At 72.3% G+C, this 15,172-nt stretch carries 14 protein-coding genes, 1 tRNA gene and 1 riboswitch; of the genes, 3 read left to right on the top strand and 12 right to left on the bottom strand.

Annotated elements, in window-relative coordinates; genetic code table 11:
• Positions 1–58: 58 nt before the first annotated feature.
• Positions 59–1,285: a threonine--tRNA ligase gene (thrS, locus tag KBY19_RS16505; protein ID WP_210966034.1), complete on the top strand. Its 1,227-nt coding sequence runs from the start codon at positions 59–61 to the stop codon at positions 1,283–1,285.
• A gap of 75 nt (positions 1,286–1,360) precedes the next feature.
• Here the strand turns inward: thrS and KBY19_RS16500 are convergent, their stop codons facing one another.
• From KBY19_RS16500 to KBY19_RS16470, 7 genes are all read right to left on the bottom strand, one after another.
• Complete coding sequence (locus KBY19_RS16500) at positions 1,361–2,197, bottom strand: (2Fe-2S)-binding protein (RefSeq protein ID WP_210966033.1); 837 nt, start codon at positions 2,195–2,197, stop codon at positions 1,361–1,363.
• Positions 2,181–2,972 carry an ABC transporter ATP-binding protein gene (locus KBY19_RS16495; RefSeq protein ID WP_247691051.1) on the bottom strand — a complete coding sequence of 264 codons (792 nt, stop codon included), beginning with the start codon at positions 2,970–2,972 and terminating at the stop codon, positions 2,181–2,183. The genes KBY19_RS16500 and KBY19_RS16495 overlap by 17 nt, the downstream gene beginning before the upstream one ends.
• A 14-nt stretch (positions 2,973–2,986) precedes the next feature.
• A complete protein-coding gene (locus KBY19_RS16490; protein WP_210966031.1) occupies positions 2,987–4,012 on the bottom strand; it encodes an iron ABC transporter permease in 1,026 nt (341 codons plus the stop codon).
• A gap of 4 nt (positions 4,013–4,016) precedes the next feature.
• The gene (locus KBY19_RS16485) at positions 4,017–5,024 is read right to left on the bottom strand and encodes an ABC transporter substrate-binding protein (RefSeq protein WP_210966030.1); all 1,008 of its coding nucleotides are present in this window, start codon (positions 5,022–5,024) and stop codon (positions 4,017–4,019) included.
• 145 nt (positions 5,025–5,169) lie between these two features.
• Positions 5,170–5,391, bottom strand: a complete 222-nt coding sequence (locus tag KBY19_RS16480; protein ID WP_210966029.1) for a hypothetical protein — start codon at positions 5,389–5,391, stop codon at positions 5,170–5,172.
• A 66-nt stretch (positions 5,392–5,457) separates the two neighbouring features.
• A riboswitch (cobalamin riboswitch) is annotated at positions 5,458–5,639 on the bottom strand.
• 163 nt (positions 5,640–5,802) lie between these two features.
• Positions 5,803–5,876, bottom strand: a tRNA-OTHER gene (locus KBY19_RS16475).
• A 185-nt stretch (positions 5,877–6,061) separates the two neighbouring features.
• A complete protein-coding gene (locus tag KBY19_RS16470; RefSeq protein WP_099880085.1) occupies positions 6,062–6,793 on the bottom strand; it encodes a hypothetical protein in 732 nt (243 codons plus the stop codon).
• Between the two features lie 162 nt (positions 6,794–6,955).
• Between KBY19_RS16470 and KBY19_RS36515 the strand changes: the two genes are divergently transcribed.
• A complete protein-coding gene (locus KBY19_RS36515; RefSeq protein WP_221505954.1) occupies positions 6,956–9,169 on the top strand; it encodes a germacradienol/geosmin synthase in 2,214 nt (737 codons plus the stop codon).
• Here the strand turns inward: KBY19_RS36515 and KBY19_RS16460 are convergent.
• From KBY19_RS16460 to KBY19_RS16440, 5 genes are all read right to left on the bottom strand, one after another.
• Positions 9,105–10,079 carry a DMT family transporter gene (locus KBY19_RS16460; RefSeq protein WP_099880081.1) on the bottom strand — a complete coding sequence of 325 codons (975 nt, stop codon included), beginning with the start codon at positions 10,077–10,079 and terminating at the stop codon, positions 9,105–9,107. The genes KBY19_RS36515 and KBY19_RS16460 overlap by 65 nt on opposite strands.
• A 102-nt stretch (positions 10,080–10,181) precedes the next feature.
• Complete coding sequence (locus KBY19_RS16455) at positions 10,182–10,418, bottom strand: hypothetical protein (RefSeq protein WP_180289899.1); 237 nt, start codon at positions 10,416–10,418, stop codon at positions 10,182–10,184.
• A gap of 192 nt (positions 10,419–10,610) precedes the next feature.
• Entirely contained in the window at positions 10,611–12,089 is a 1,479-nt protein-coding gene (locus KBY19_RS16450) for an FAD-dependent oxidoreductase (RefSeq protein ID WP_307843525.1), read from the bottom strand.
• 401 nt (positions 12,090–12,490) lie between these two features.
• On the bottom strand, positions 12,491–13,396 hold the full coding sequence (locus tag KBY19_RS16445) for a TIGR01777 family oxidoreductase (RefSeq protein WP_247691041.1): 906 nt from the start codon (positions 13,394–13,396) through the stop codon (positions 12,491–12,493).
• A gap of 94 nt (positions 13,397–13,490) precedes the next feature.
• Positions 13,491–14,513, bottom strand: coding sequence for a superoxide dismutase (locus KBY19_RS16440; protein WP_307843524.1), 1,023 nt, complete (start codon positions 14,511–14,513; stop codon positions 13,491–13,493).
• 197 nt (positions 14,514–14,710) lie between these two features.
• Between KBY19_RS16440 and KBY19_RS16435 the strand changes: the two genes are divergently transcribed.
• Complete coding sequence (locus KBY19_RS16435; RefSeq protein WP_247691040.1) at positions 14,711–15,154, top strand: MarR family winged helix-turn-helix transcriptional regulator; 444 nt, start codon at positions 14,711–14,713, stop codon at positions 15,152–15,154.
• Positions 15,155–15,172: the final 18 nt, after the last annotated feature.

Genomic DNA, 15,172 nt, shown 5'->3' with positions numbered 1-15,172 from the left:
CCGGGGCTTCGTCGTCCGCTCCCTGAGGCGCCCGCCCGCGTCCGAGAGGGAGAACCATATGACCGCCGCCCACCACGACCACCGCTCGCTCGGCCGCGAGCTGGGCCTCTTCGGCACCGACCCGCTGATCGGGGCCGGTCTGCCGTACTGGCTGCCGGACGGGGCCACCGTCCGGCACGCGCTGGAGGAGTACGTCCGCGACGCGGAGCGCCGGGCGGGCTACCAGCACGTGTACTCGCCCGTGCTCGGGAAGCGGGAGTTGTACGAACTGTCCGGGCACTGGGCGCACTACGCCGACGACATGTTCCCTCCCCTGGAGGCGCCGGGCGGCGAACAGCTCGTGCTGAGGCCCAGTCTGTGCCCGCACCACGCGGTCATCTACCGGTCCCGCTCGCACAGTTACCGCGAGCTGCCGCTGCGGATGGCGGAGCTGGGTGCCATGTACCGGTCCGAGCGCTCGGGCGTGCTCGGCGGACTGACCCGGGTGCGGGCCATCCAGCTCAACGACGCGCACATCTTCTGCACCCTCGACCAGGTGGCCGCCGAGGCGCGGGCCGCGCTCGAGCTGCTCCGTGCCGCCTACCGGGCGCTCGGTATCGAGGCCGCCCGCTACCGGCTGTCCCTCCCGGCCCCGGACGGCAAGTACGTGGCGGCACCCGACAAATGGCGGCAGGCCACCGCACTGCTGACCGAGGCGCTGGACGGGTCCGGGCTGCCGTACGAGGCGGTCGAGGGCGAGGCCGCCTTCTACGGGCCGAAGATCGATGTGCAGCTCGCCGACGCGGCGGGCAGGGAAGCGACCCTCTCGACCGTCCAGGTCGACCTCCACCAGCCCGAGCGGTTCGATCTGCACTACATCGGCGCGGACGGCAGCAAGCACCGGCCCGTCATGGTGCACCGGGCCGTGATCGGCAGCGTCGAGCGTGCCGTGGCCCAGCTGATCGAGGTACACGGCGGTGCGTTCCCGGCATGGCTGGCTCCCACCCAGCTCACCGTGCTCCCGGTGTCCGAGGCGGAGGTTCCCGAGGCCGAGGCGTTCGTGCGGCGCTGTGCGGACGCCGGTTTGCGGGCTGCGGCGTCGGCACCGGAACGCGGCAGTCTGGGTGCGCGGGTACGGGAAGCGCGTCTGGTGCCGTACCAGGCGGTGATCGGCCCGCGGGAGGCCGCCGACGACCGGCTCGCGCTGCGGCTGCGCGACGGTCGTCGCCTCGGCTCGCTCCCCGCCGAGGAGGTGCTCGCCCGCGTCCGCGCACTCGTCGCAGGCCACAGCACCGAGCTGTGGTGAGCGGAGCCGCCGGTGCCCCGCTGGGAGCCGCCGGTGCCCCGCCGGAGAGCCGTCGGCGCCCGGCGGTGTGCGGGCTCAGCGTGCCGCGTAGCTCAGCAGCCGGTCGGCGCGTGGCGTCAGGCAGCAGCTCGCGCAGCGGACCGCCTCCGCGCTGGTGTAGTAGAGGCAGCAGGTGTTGCGCAGATAGCACAGCCGTCCGGTGCCGTCGGTGCGGGTGACCTCGGCCAGCTCGCCGAGCCGGGCCAGCTCGGGGCGCGGGCCGACGAACTCGGCCCAGCTCCGGGCCAGTTCGCCGACGGGGCGGGGCGCGGCGGCGCTCAGCCCGGCGGAACTCAACGCGGTGGCGCAGCCGTGGGCCACTCCGCCGTGCAACTGCCGCAGTCCGGCACGGGTGGCGCGGTGCAGCGCGGCGGCGAGCGGCAGCAGATGGGTGTCGAGCACGGCCTCGTGGAGGGCGGCCAGCGTGGCCCCGCGGTCCTCGGCGGGGGCCGCGAGCAGGCGCGGCACCCGTAGCCGCACGCCCGCGATGCCGTGACGGCCCGGCCGCACCAGCACGTTGTGCGGCCGTACGTCCCATACACGGCCGTCGAGCACCCAGCCGAGCATCGCGGCCGCCGTCACCCGCCCCGCGTACACGGCGATCGAAGTGAGCGCGGCCGCGTGCGCCGTGCGATGTCCGCTGCCCTCCCATTCGGCGCTCAGCAGTCGCCGCAGCTCGGCGGAGTCCGGGTCCGGGAGGCGGTCGGCGGCCAGCCACCCGTCCGCCTCCTGGTCGGCGGCGGGTGGGTCACCCGGCAGCATGTGGTAGCGCGGGCCGTACGCCGAGGCGAGATCCGTGAGGGCGGTCAGCGCCGTCAACTCCTCCAGCGGCTCGTGCTCGGGTTCCGGTTCCCGCTCATGCGGACCGCTCATCCCGCACCCCCTTCTTCGGCGGCAGGTACACCACGGTCGGGGCGCCGGTCTCCGGGTGGACGCCCACCTCGGCCCGTACCCCGTACACCTGGGCGAACAGCGCCGGGGTCAGCACCTCTTCCGGCGTCCCGTGCGCCACTACCCGCCCTGCCTCCAGTACGTACAGCCGGTCGCAGAAGTACGCGGCGAGGTTGAGGTCGTGCAGGGCCAGCAGGCCGGTGGCGGGCAGGTTCCGCACCAGCGCCAGCAGCTCCCACTGGTAGCGCACATCCAGGTGGTTGGTCGGTTCGTCCAGCACGAGCAGCGCGGGCTCCTGCACCAGGGCGCGTGCCACCACCACCCGCTGCCGCTCACCTCCGGACAGCTCGTCGAAGGGACGCCCGGCCAGCTCCGCGGCACCCGTCCGCTCCAGCGCGGTGGCGACCCGCGCGGCGTCCTGCGCCGTGTCGCCCTCCCAGAACCGCTTGTGCGGGGAGCGGCCCATCGCCACCACCTGCCGTACGGTCAGCCCGAATCCGCCGCCCGCGTCCTGCGGTACGGCCGCCACCCGGCGGGCCCGCGCCTTGACGCTCAGCGCCGCCGTGTCGTCGCCGTCGAGAGTGATCCGCCCGCCGGTGGGCCGCAGCGTCCCGTAGACGCACCGCAGCAGCGTGGTCTTGCCGCTGCCGTTGGGGCCCACCACACCGACAGTCTCGCCGGGCACGGCCTCCAGCGTCACCCCGTCGAGCAGGGCGCGCCCCCCGGCCACCTCGTAGGACACCTCCTCGGCGCGCAGCGCGCACGCCCCGCTCACCCGGCAACCCCCTCGGTGCGCTGCGAACGCCGCAGCATCCACAGGAAGAACGGCCCGCCGGTGAGCGCCGTCAGCACGCCGACCGGGATCTCCTCGGGCGCGGCGACGGTACGTGCCGCCAGGTCCGCCAGGACGAGGAACGCCGCCCCGCCCAGTGCCGCGACCGGCAGCAGCGCGCGGTGGCCGGCGCCGACCGCCATCCGGGCGGCGTGCGGCACCATCAGCCCGACGAAGCCGATCGCGCCGCTCACCGTCACCAGCACCGCCGTCACCAGGGACGCCAGGACGAACACCGCCGCGCGGAAGCGCCCGGTGTCCAGGCCGAGCACCATGGCGCCCTCCTCCCCGGCCAGCAGCAGGTCCAGCGGCCTGGCCAGCGCCAGCAGCAGGAGGAGACCGGCGGCCAGCACCAGTGCGGGCAGCGGCAGGGTGTGCCACCGGGCCTGGCCCAGACCGCCCAGGGTCCAGAAGAGAATGGCCCGCAGATGCTCCTTCTCCGCGGAGGTCACCAGCAGCAGGCTCGTCAGCGCGGACAGCACGTATTGCACCGCCACTCCCGCCAGTACCAGCCGTCCCGTCGTCAGGGTCGCCGACGTTCCGCCGCGCCGCGCCATCGTGTACACGACGACGAGCGCGAGCATCGCCCCGGCGAAGGCGCCCATCTGCATCGAGAGCGCGCCGACGCCGAGCACGACGACCACGACGGCACCCGTGGAGGCGCCGGAGGAGATGCCCAGCAGATACGGGTCCGCCAGCGGGTTGCGCACCAGGGCCTGCAACACCGTGCCGACCAGGGCGAGTCCCGCTCCCACGACCGCCGCCAGCAGCACCCGCGGCAGCCGCACATCCAGCACGATCGTGGCGAACGGACCCGGCTGCGAGCGGCCCGTCAGCGCCGCCAGCACCTCCCCCAGGGGAATGCGCGCCGAGCCCAGCGCCAGCCCGGCCAGCGCCCCGGCGACGAGTACGGTGACGAGCGCCGTGGCCACCAGCGTGCACCGCGTTCGCGAACCGATGGGCACGGTGCTACTCCGCGCCGTCGCGGTCCGGGTGCAGCTGGTGGGCCAGCTCGTCCACCGCGTCCGGTACACGCGGCCCCAGGACGGCCGAGGAGAGCGGCAGCACGGCGAAGCGCTTGTGCTCGATGGCCGGCACGTCGGCCAGTGCCGGGTCGTTCAGCAGCCGTTTCTTCTTCTGGGCGACGGTCGTGCCGCCGTAGTCGTAGATCACCACGACCTCGGGCTTGCGCTGCACGACCTTTTCCCAGGAGACGTCGGCGAAGTTCTTGTCGACATCCGCGAAGACGTTGCGGCCACCGGCCCGGCGCAGGATCTCGTTGCCGATGCCCGTACCTCCCGCCGTGAAGGCGGCGCTCTCACCGCTGTCGTAGACGAACACCGGGGTGCGCTCGACCCCCTTCAGCCGCTCGGCGGTGTCCGCCAGCTGCCGGTCCTGCTTCTTGATCAGTGCCTCGGCGCGGTCGGGTACGCCGAAGGTGCGGCCGATCTCGCGGATCTCCCGGTGCAGGGTGGCGATGCCGACGTCCTTGGTGCAGTCCTCCACGTTGAGGCGGGTCTTGATGCCGCTGTCCACCAGGGCCGCGCGCTCCCGGCCCTCCGTCTTGTCGAAGGCGCTGGCGTAACCGCCGTAGACGAAGTCCGGGTTGGCGGCCAGCAGCGTCTCCTTGGACGGGTACTTCTTGGCCAGCACCTTGATGCCGCGGTACGCCTTCTCGTAGCGGGGCAGGATCCGGTCGTCGAGGAAAGCGGTGCCGGCCATCCGGTTCTGGAGGCCGAGTGCCAGCAGGATCTCGGTGACGTGCTGGTTCATGGTCACAGCGCGCCGGGGCGGCTCGGTGAAGGTGGTCTTCACCCCGCAGTTGTCGACCGTGTACGGAAACCCCTTCGCGGAGCTGCCGGTCTTCGTGCCCTCACCGCCGGCGCCGCCCGCACAGGCGGTGAGGGATATCAGCAGCAGCGAGGCGAGCGCCGCGCGGCGGGTGCGGCGCGGCGCGGCCGGTCCCGGACAGGTCATGGGTGTCTCCTCAAGACATCGTCGTCGGCGGGCACGAGCCGCACCCCGTGCACCTCGCCACGGTCGGGGGGCACGGGGGCGGCCCCGGTGGGGCGGGGTGCGGCCCCGCTGCCGGGGACGACGGCCTTGGCACCGTGTTCCGGCCTCACTTGGCGAGCCCGGGCTCACGCGGAGGGCGTGCTGCCTTCTCGGGCGCGGGGCAGCCGTCGGTCGGCTGCGGCACTTCGGGGTGCTGCCGGGGGCGGCCGGGGGCCGCTCCCGCGCCGGAGGCCTTGGTCGTGGAGTGGGCACCGCAGCCGGCGGTGCCCAGGACGAGTGCCAGGGCGAGGCCCGGCACATGTGCGTGGATACGGCGCGGTCGGCGCATGGCCAGCTGATCCTTCTCCGTCGTAAGGCCCAGTCGCGGGGCCCGGCGTGCCACCACGCCCGGGGCTGTCCGGGCGCGGGTGCCAGCAGGTCTTCGGGCTCGGGACTGTGGGAGCGTGCGCCTTCCCAGGGAGGAGGTCCCCAGTGGCCTCGTGCACGCCCCAGTCCCACACCGCTGCGCGTCAGCTCCGGATTCACACCGGATTCCCTGACCCGTTCAAGGGTTTGACTGGCGGCTGCAACGTACCACGCGGGCGGCAGACGGCAGGAACGGGGGAGAGGTGACAAAAGGGACCCCGGGGCTTTGCCCGGCCCCGGGGTCCTGGGTGCCGTTCGTTCGCACGTCCCAGCGGTTCATGGGCGGATCGTTCGGCGATGTCCTCGCGTGGAGCCACTCCACCACGGCGGCATGTGGAACCGCCGGCCGGGTTCGAACCGGCGTCTCGAGGTCGTCACCGCCCCGGTTGCCGGACGATGAACGGCGATGCTGAGCGTGGAGCGAGAGGTTGAGTTTGACCGGCACCCTGGCTCTGGCAGGGCCGCCGGGGGTTCACACATCAGCTTCAGCTTCAGCTTTGCGCTCCTGGCGCACCCCGGGCCGAAGTCGTCGAAACCCCGGCCCGGGGAGTCTTCGGTTGTTGTGCCGGCGCCGGCACCGGCGCCTTCGCGCCTCAGGCGAACAGGTAGCCGAAGACGGCGTCCCCGACGCGCTGGTCGCTCACCTCGGTCCCGTTGGCCTCCTCGCGGGCGAACTTCACCGCCGCGGCCAGTTTGTCCAGTCGCTCCAGCAGTTCGTTGATCCGCCGGGCGGGCAGGGCGCCGGAGTACTTGACCGTGGTCCAGTAACCGACCGGGATGTCCTCGTAGTAGACCTCGACCTGGGCCGGGTGCTTCTCCGTGGCCTCCGCCTTCACATGGTTGCGCGGCACCTTCTTGGTGCGGACGGTGCGGACCTGCTCGGTCTTCCACCAGTCCGTGGAGGGGTCCTTCTCCCACGCCTCGGCGCCGTCCAGCACCGGCAGCTTCCGCAGGAACGAGCCGAGCTCGCCCAACTGCTTCTCCAGGAACAGCAGATAGGAGACCGGCACCTGGGACAGGACCGTGCGTCCGTCGACGACGACATCCGCGCGAGCCGTGAGGTTCGCCCAGTCCTTCGTCGCCGTCACATCGAACAGCCGGGTCAGGATCTTCGCCGTTTCCTTCAGCACATCCTCGGCCTTGACCTGGACCCGCGTCGACTCCGGCGGAAGCTGCTCGCCCTCTTCGTCCTTGGGCTGGTACGTACGCGAGATCCCGGCCAGCATCTGCGGCTTCGTCAGCCCGTGCTGCGCCTGCGCCAGGTCCTGGGCCACCTTGGACTTGACGCCCTTCTCCACTGCGATGATCTGATTCAGCTTCGCCACGATCGCGAACCTAGCAGCCCAACATCGCCCCGCACCACGGATTTTGTTCGACAGCTCGGTAACAGGGCGGGTCCCACGTCCGGGTGAAAAAGGATGCTCATCGCTCTGCCCCGGGTAGGCAAAGGCAGCACCGATTCGACGAGCTGTGGGGATACCAAGACGTTGTCGCAACCCTTCGAACTGCCCGACTTCTACGTGCCCTACCCCGCCCGTCTCAACCCGCACGTCGACCAGGCGCGGGCCCATTCCCGGCAGTGGGCACGGCAGATGGGGATGCTGGAGGGGTCCGGGGTCTGGGAGACGGCCGACCTGGACGCGCACGACTACGCGCTGCTGTGCGCCTACACCCACCCCGACGCCACCGCCGAGGACCTGGAGCTGGTCACCGACTGGTACGTGTGGGTCTTCTTCTTCGACGACCACTTCCTGGAGATGTTCAAGCGCACCCAGGACCGGGCGGGCGGCAAGGCGTATCTGGACCGGCTGCCGCTGTTCATGCCGTTGGCCGACTCCGCGACCGTCCCCCCGCCCACCAACCCCGTCGAGGCGGGGCTGGCCGACCTGTGGGCCAGGACGGTCCCCTCGATGTCGGCCGACTGGCGCGCGCGATTCGCCGTCAGCACCGAGAACCTGCTCAACGAGTCGCTGTGGGAGCTGTCCAACATCAACATCGGGCGGGTGCCGAACCCGGTCGAGTACATCGAGATGCGGCGCAAGGTCGGCGGCGCGCCGTGGTCGGCCGGGCTGGTGGAGTTCGCGGCACACGCCGAGGTACCCGCGTCGGTGGCCGGCTCCCGCCCGCTGTGCGTACTGCGCGACACCTTCTCCGACGCGGTCCATCTGCGCAACGACCTGTTCTCCTACGAGCGGGAGACGCGGGAGGAGGGCGAGCTGTCCAACGGCGTGCTCGTCCTGGAGACGTTCCTGGAGTGCACCACCCAGGAGGCGGCCGACGCCGTCAACGACCTGCTCACCTCGCGCCTTCAGCAGTTCGAGCACACCGCACTGGCCGAAGTGCCCGCGCTCTGCGTCGAGGAGGGCCTGGATCCGGCCGCCTGCGCCGATATCGCCGCCTACGCCAAGGGGCTGCAGGACTGGCAGTCCGGTGGTCACGAGTGGCACATGCGCTCCAGCCGCTATATGAACGGCGGGGGAGCCGACGCGGCCGGACCGGTGCGGCTGCCGTTCGTCCCGGCCGGTATCGGCACCTCGGCCGCCGAAGTACTGCGCCCGCACACCCGGGCGCAGGTGCGGCGTACCCGTTCCTTCAGCCACGTACCGCATGAGCGCACCGGGCCCTCGCTGCTGCCCGACTTCGAGATGCCCTTCGAGCACCGGCTCAGTCCGCACCTGGGCGGCGCCCGGGAGCGGGTGGTCGAGTGGGCGCGTGCGATGGGGCTGCTGGAGCCGCAGCCGGACGTGCCCGGCGGCCGGGTGTGGGACGAGGAGCTGATGCGGGACAACGACCTGCCGCTGTGCGCCGCCGGTCTGCACCCGGACGCGACGGCCGACGAACTCGATCTGGCCTCCGCCTGGCTGGCCTGGGGCACCTGGGGCGACGACTACTATCCGGTCCGCTTCGGCCGCACCCGCGATCTGGCGGGTGCCAAGGCGTGCACCCGGCGGCTGTCGTTGTTCATGCCCGTCGACGGCGAACCACCCCCGCCGCCGACGAGTCCGCTGGAGCGCTCACTGGCCGATCTGTGGGTGCGGACGGCGGGCCCGATGAGCCCGGCCAAGCGCCGCCGTTTCCGTACCGCCATCGAGGTCATGGCCGACAGCTGGCTGTGGGAGCTGGACAACCAGGCGCAGAACCGCATCCCTGACCCGGTCGACTACGTGGAGATGCGCCGGCGGACCTTCGGCTCGGATCTGACCATGAGTCTGTGCAGGCTCGCCCAGCCGGACACCATCCCGGAGGAGATCTACCGCAGCGGTCCGATGAAGTCGCTGGAGAACGCCGCCGCCGACTACGCCTGTCTGCTCAACGACGTCTTCTCCTACCAGAAGGAGATCGAGTTCGAGGGCGAGATCCACAACGGGCTGCTGGTCGTCCGGGACTTCTTCGACTGCGACTACCCCACGGCGCTGCGTATTGTCGACGATCTGATGAAGTCCCGGATGCGGCAGTTCCAGCACGTGGCCGCGCACGAGTTCCCGGTGCTCTACGACGACTTCGCGCTGGACGGGGCGGGCCGCGCCGCACTGGACGGCTATGTGCGGGAGCTGGAGAACTGGATGGCGGGCATTCTGGTGTGGCACCGCGACTGCCGCCGCTACACGGAGGCCGACCTGCGCCGCCACTTCCTGCCTACCTGGCCGTTCGACGGGCCGAAGGGGTTGGGGACGTCGGCTGCCCGGCCGGTGCCGAGGTAGCCACGGTGCGTGTCCGCGGGGGCCGGGGGGTCCGGCCGCCGGAGCGGGAGACCGCCACCCCCGCCAGGCACAGCAGACCTCCCGCCAGGGTCAGCCAGCCGGGCACCTCGTTCAGGAAGAGCCAGGACATCAGCACGACGAGGAAGGGGACGACGTACGTCGTGGAGCCCATCCGCCCCGCGGTGGTGCGGGAGAGGGCGTAGGCCCAGGTGGAGAAGGCCAGCGCGGTGGGGAAGACGCCCAGATAGACGGTGTTGAGGGTGGCCGACAGCGGTGCGTCGGCCACCTGGGAGGCCAGCTGCCCGGAGAAGGGCAGGCAGGCCACGAAGCCGGTCAGGCAGCCGAAAGTGGTGACCTGGAGCGGCGAGGCGTGGCGCAGTGCCGGCTTCTGGCTGACGACTCCGATGGCGTAGGTGACGGCTGCCAGCACGCACAGCGCCACCCCCAGGGGCGAGGAGTCGCCGCCCTCGGAGACCGACAGGCCGACCACCACGGCACCTGCGAAGGAGACCGCCATCCCGGCCAGCAGCCGGCGGGGGAAGCCCTCTTTGAGCAGCCAGCCGCCCAGCAGTGCCATCAGGATGGGCCCGATGTTGACGAGCATGGCGGCCGTGCCCGCGTCCACGAGGCGTTCACCCCAGTTGAGCGCGACCATGTAGCCGCCGAACCACAGCAGGCCCGAGGTGACGATGCCGGGCCAGGCCTCCTTGGGCGGGAGCCCCTCGCGGCGGATGAGCAGCACGGCGCACAGCACAAGGGCACCGGCCCCGAGCCGTCCCAGCGCCAGGGCGCCGGGCGCGTAGTGTTCGCCGGCGCTGCGTATGGAGACGAATGCCGAGGCCCACAGCACCACCGTGATCGTGGCTGCTGCCAGTGCCGTGGCCTCGGCGCGTCCCTTGCCTGCCGCCATGAGGGCTCCTTCAAGGTTCATCCGACCGCATATGCTGTCAGGACCGTAAAGGAGCTTCACTCATGACGCCACTGTTTTTCCGCTGCCCCCTTCCGAGCCGTGCTACGGCAGCAGGGCGCGCACCAGACGGCAGGTGGTGAGCGACGGCGGGTGCACGCCGATACGCTGCGCCGTCGTCCGGATGGTGCGGTTGCGGGCCTGTGCCGCGGTGTAGACGCCGGTGTCGAGCAGCGCTATGGCGATCCGCATGGCTTTGAGCCGGCGGTTGTGCGTCTCGTACCACTCGCGCGGCAGGCCGGCCGGGAGCGGTTTCTTGGGCAGCACGGGCAGCGTGGACATCTTCGGCAGGTGCTGCTGCTGGTGCTGGGCGCGGGTGGTGGGGCGGGAGTGCGAACGAGAGGTACGGGAACGGACAGCAGTCATCGACGGTCTCCTCACGACGTCGGTGCGCTTGCTGGAAACTACCCCTATTCTACCCCGCCCCACTGACAAAACCCGCTGGTCACCAGGGAGTTCGGGATCTTTGTTCGATTAAGCGGCGGTCTCTTGCGAGGCCTGTCGAGAGCTGTGCGACGACTCCTGCGGCGAGGTCTCTCCCGCCTCCCGCGGACCTTGGGCCGGACGCCCGAAGTCCCGCAGAATCTGCTCCGTCGCCCGCTCCGCGGAACTCAGCGCCCCACGCGGTGTACTGGTGTCCCGGTGCTCCCCGCAGACGTACAGTCCCGACAGCACCCGCACCGGGCGCCGCGGATCGTGCGGCGCGGGCATCGCGGGCACCGCGTCCGGGTCGTGGTAGGCGGCCAGCAGTTCCCAGCGGTCCGTCGATGTGCCGTAGACGCCCGCGAGTTGCTCGCGCGCGGCTTTGTCCAGTGCGGCGGGCGGCTCGGCCGCCCGCTCGCCCAGCACGACGGAGGTGATGAGCGTCCGGCCGGGCGCCGCGCGCGAGGGGTCCACCGCCGAGGCCACCCAGGTGTGGCTGACCGGGTCGGTCTCCGCGCCGTCCCGTTCGGCGCAGACGGTGAACGACGGTTCGCTCGCACCCGCCGGGAGCGGACCCTCCAGGGTGTGGTGCAGGACTGTTACCGGGTGGAACTGGGGCACCCGCAGTCCGGGCAGCAGCGTGGCGGCCGAGCGCGCACCGGTGGCCACCAGCACCGCCTCGCACCCGAACGTGCCGTGCTCCGCGGTCTCGACGGCGTGGGTGCTGACCGAGGTGACCCGGACCCCCGTACGTACCGTGCCCGGCGGCAGCGCGGCGGCCAGCAGTTCGGGCACCGTGGCCTGCCCGCCCGCCGGTACGCCCAGTCCGCCGCGTGCGAAGCCGCGCAGGGTCAGGTCGGCGACGCGGCTGGAGGTCGTCAGCGCCGGGTCCGACAGCAGCGCCGTCAGCAGCGGGCGCACCAGCGTCTCCGTCGGCCGGGAAGGCAGACCGCGGGCCGACAGCGCCTGGCAGGTGGGCAGTTCGGGCCTCGAGAGCAGCCCCTGGGGCGGCACCGCGGCGAACCGGCCGAGAGAAGCGCGGAGCCGCACCAGGCCCAGCGCGTCCGACATGTCGGCGCGGCTCCGCGCGCCGGTGAGCGCACGAGCCGTGGTGAGAGCTGTCAGTGCGCCCCGCGTGCTTCCTGCGCCCCTCGTGCGCCGGTCGAGCAGGGCCGTACGGCCTGCCCGCGCCGGGGGAGCGGTGCGCTCCGTCGCCGGGGCCGCCACGCGGTGGGTGCGGCCCTCCAAGTGGAGCAGCGCACCCGGGGTGAACGGGCGCAGCGCGAGGGTGTCCAGCGCGGGCAGCCGCGCGAACGGGTCCGCGTCCCGGTCCAGGCTGAGTACCCCGGGACTGCGGTCGAGCCGGTACCCGTCGAGGTGATCGGTGCGCAGCCGCCCCCCGACGTGCGGCGCCGCCTCCAGGACGAGGACGCGCATCCCCGCGCCGGTCAGCCGGTGTGCGGCGGCCAGCCCGGCCAGGCCCGCACCGACGATCACCACATCGGCGCTTCCTCTGCCGACGGCTTCCACCTCCTCGCCGCCAGTGGCTGTTCGGGTGCCTGCCTGTGCGCTGCTGGTCAGCACGTGTCCTCCCGACGTCGACGCGCGTGCTGGTCTGATGGGGTTGGCCTTCGCTGCTGTCGCGTTGGTGCTGTGCGCGGTGAACGCGTGTGCTTCGGTGTCGCCGTGTGTCCGTCTTGGTGGGTCCGTGTGCCGCTGTGGGCTCCGGCTGTCGTCCTGATGCCCCAGCGTGCTCGGCTCATACCCGTGTTCGAGCGTTGGTGTGTGATCGCGTTTGCGGTACGTCGCGCGGGGGGCGCCCGGAAGCATGCACCGGGGGTGCCGCGCCTGCGGGACGGCCACCGCATCCCGGCGGCGGAGGTCCGGTGGAGGCCCGGTGGAGGCCCGGTGGTCCGTCCGGGACCGGCGGGTCACAGGGCGGCGCGGATGGCGTCGGTGACGGTGGGGAAGGCGAAGCGGAAGCCCGCGTCCAGCAGGCGGCGGGGCAGCACCCGCTGGCTGCCCAGCACGTCCTGGGCGAACTCGCCCAGGACGACCCGCAAGGCGGGCGCGGGAACCGCGAAGGGGGTGGGGCGGCGCAGCACACGGCCCATGGCGGCGGTGACCTCCCGGTTGGTGGCCGGCTCCGGCGCGGTGAGGTTCACCGGGCCGCTCAGCGCCTCATGAGCCAGCAGGAACCGCAGCGCCGCCACATGGTCGTGCAGCGCGATGTGGCTCCAGAACTGGCGGCCGTCGCCCAGCCGCCCTCCGAGCCCCGCCTTGAAGAGGGGGAACAGCCGCCCCCACGCGCCGCCGCCGCGGGCGACGACCAGCCCGGTGCGGCCGTACACCGTGCGGATCCCGGCCTGAGCCGCCGCCCCCGCCGCGGCCTCCCAGCCCTGGCACAACTCGGTCAGGAACCCGGCACCGGGACCGGCGCTCTCGTCGACGGCCCGCTCCCCGGTGTCGCCGTAGTAGCCGATCGCGGTGCCGACGATCAGAGTGTGGGGCGGGGTGTCCAGCCCGGCGAGGGCACCGGCGAGGGTGCGGGTGCCCAGCACCCTGCTGTCGCGCAGTTCGCGCTTGTAGCTCTCCGTCCAGCGGCGTTCGCCCACGCCCGCGCCCGCCAGGTGGACGACGGCCTCGCAGCCGACGAGTCCCGCCGTGTCCACCTGCCCGCCCTTCGGGTCCCACCGCACCTCGTCGGCCGCCGCGGCGGGCCGCCGTACGAGCCGCAGCACGTCGTGTCCGTCCGCCCGCAGGGAGCGGGTCAGTGCCGAGCCGATGAGCCCCGTGGAGCCGGTGACCGCGATACGCATGCGCCCATCCTGACCCATACGCGCGAGCACGTACGCGCCCCCGCCGACCGAGCGGACTGGGCCGCCGCCGACCGGGACGCACGGCCGCTGCCGGCCGCCGGCCGACGACGTCTCACAGTCCGTGTACGGCGGCGATGGTGAACGGGGTCCGCGGCGTGCCCGGACCCATCGGACCGCCCTTGTCGAACTGCGAGCGGACTACGAACAGGGTGCCGTGTGACCGCGCCAGGGTGGTGGGCAGTTGCAGGTCGGGGTCGCTCGCGCGGGCTTCCTGGCGTGCTGTTGTGCCGTGGTGGCCGATCCTCCAGCGGCTCAGCGCGTTGTCCGTGTTGTGGACGACCCACATCCTGTTGCCCGCCGTCTCCAGACCGTCGGCGTTGCGCAGGTCGACGCCGTGGGTGTCGACGCGGGAAGCCTTGCCGGTGCGCGGGTCGACGCGGTAGAGGCCGCCGCCGGTCATGTCGACTGTGAGCAGATAGCGGCCACCGGGCCCGGCCGCGATCCCGTTGAGCGCGGAGGGCACCTCGCCGGGGCGCGGAGGCAGCAGGCCGGACAGGTCGGAGTGGACGGTCAGCCGGTCACGCCCTCCCTCGGCCCGGGCGCGGGCGAACTGCGACGGGGTGACGCGATAGACGACGTTGCGCAGGCTGTCGGTCAGATACGCGGAGCCCTCCGGGGTCAGGGTGAGGTCGTTGACGAAGGAGGGGGCCTTGCCGGTGGCGTCGAACCGGGCGAGCAGCCGCCGGGTGCGCAGGTCGTAGACGCAGACGCCGCGGGTGGAGTCGGTGACCCACAGCCGGCCGGCGCGGTCGGCCTTGAGCCCGTTGGCGGTGTGCCGTCCGTCGGTGCCGGCGGGCAGGAAGGTCTCGGCCACCCGGCGTCCGGGAGTCATCCGGTAGACGGCGCCCGTCTCGAAGGAGGCCGCGTACAGCCGGCCGGAACGCGGGTCAGCGGCGACGCCCTCCGGGTAGACGCGGTCGCCGGGCAGCTCGTACGCGGTCGAGATACGCAGCCGAGGAGGGTGCGGCGGGTGGGCGGCGGGGTGCGTGGTGCGGGCGGTCGGCGCGGGGGCGGTGGGTGTCGTGGTGAACGCAGTGAGCGCGGTGGCCGCTGTCGCCGCGGCCAGGGCGGTCACCACCGCACGGCGAGAGGGGTGGGGGAGCGGAGGGGAAGCCGAGCGGGAAATGGTGTGCCTCCAGGGGCAGGACGAGGCGTGGGACCGGGTGTCCGACCCGGCCCGTTCCGCCTTCAGCGGGAATGTACCCACACGGTAATTAGAGCTCTAATGCTCGTCAACATGCTTACTGCTGTGCTGGTCGTTACGATGCCCGGATGACCTCCATGCCCGCCGGCGAGCGCCTGGGCTCGTATATCAAGGACGCGGCCAACGCACTGATGACGACGAAGCACGCCGTGCTCAGGCCCTCGGGGCTGACAGTCGCGCAGTACGCCGCGCTGCTCCAGCTCGCGGAGAACCCCGGGATGCCCGCGGCGGCCCTGGCCCGGGCATGCCGGGTCACGGCCCCGACCATGAACACGATCCTGAAGAACCTTCAGCAGCGCGGCCTCATCACACGCACTCCGCACTCCTGGCACCGCAATGTTCTGGAGACCCGGCTGACCGAAGCGGGGGCGGAAGCGGTCGCCGAGGCGGACCGGAGCGCCGTACGGGTCGAACGCGGGCTGGCCGCCGAGTTCACCGACGAGGAACGGGCTCAGCTGATCGCACTGCTCGAGCGGTGCGAGCGGTATCTGGAGTCGGTGCGGCCGGAGTGAACCGGCCGGTGGAGGGCT

Source organism: Streptomyces sp. B15 (assembly GCF_018070605.1).
Taxonomy (GTDB): domain Bacteria; phylum Actinomycetota; class Actinomycetes; order Streptomycetales; family Streptomycetaceae; genus Streptomyces; species Streptomyces smyrnaeus.
Note: the sequence above shows the minus strand (reverse complement) of the source record. Positions and strands in the feature narration are given on the sequence as shown.

Coding starts and splice junctions, on each gene's coding strand:
- KBY19_RS16445 (WP_247691041.1), bottom strand. CDS start 13,396: ATGGGTCAGGATGGGCGCATGCGTATCGCGGTCACCGGCTCCACGGGG.
- KBY19_RS16485 (WP_210966030.1), bottom strand. CDS start 5,024: ATGACCTGTCCGGGACCGGCCGCGCCGCGCCGCACCCGCCGCGCGGCG.
- KBY19_RS16460 (WP_099880081.1), bottom strand. CDS start 10,079: ATGGCGGCAGGCAAGGGACGCGCCGAGGCCACGGCACTGGCAGCAGCC.
- KBY19_RS16480 (WP_210966029.1), bottom strand. CDS start 5,391: ATGCGCCGACCGCGCCGTATCCACGCACATGTGCCGGGCCTCGCCCTG.
- thrS (WP_210966034.1), top strand. CDS start 59: ATGACCGCCGCCCACCACGACCACCGCTCGCTCGGCCGCGAGCTGGGC.
- KBY19_RS16500 (WP_210966033.1), bottom strand. CDS start 2,197: ATGAGCGGTCCGCATGAGCGGGAACCGGAACCCGAGCACGAGCCGCTG.
- KBY19_RS16435 (WP_247691040.1), top strand. CDS start 14,711: ATGACCTCCATGCCCGCCGGCGAGCGCCTGGGCTCGTATATCAAGGAC.
- KBY19_RS16455 (WP_180289899.1), bottom strand. CDS start 10,418: ATGTCCACGCTGCCCGTGCTGCCCAAGAAACCGCTCCCGGCCGGCCTG.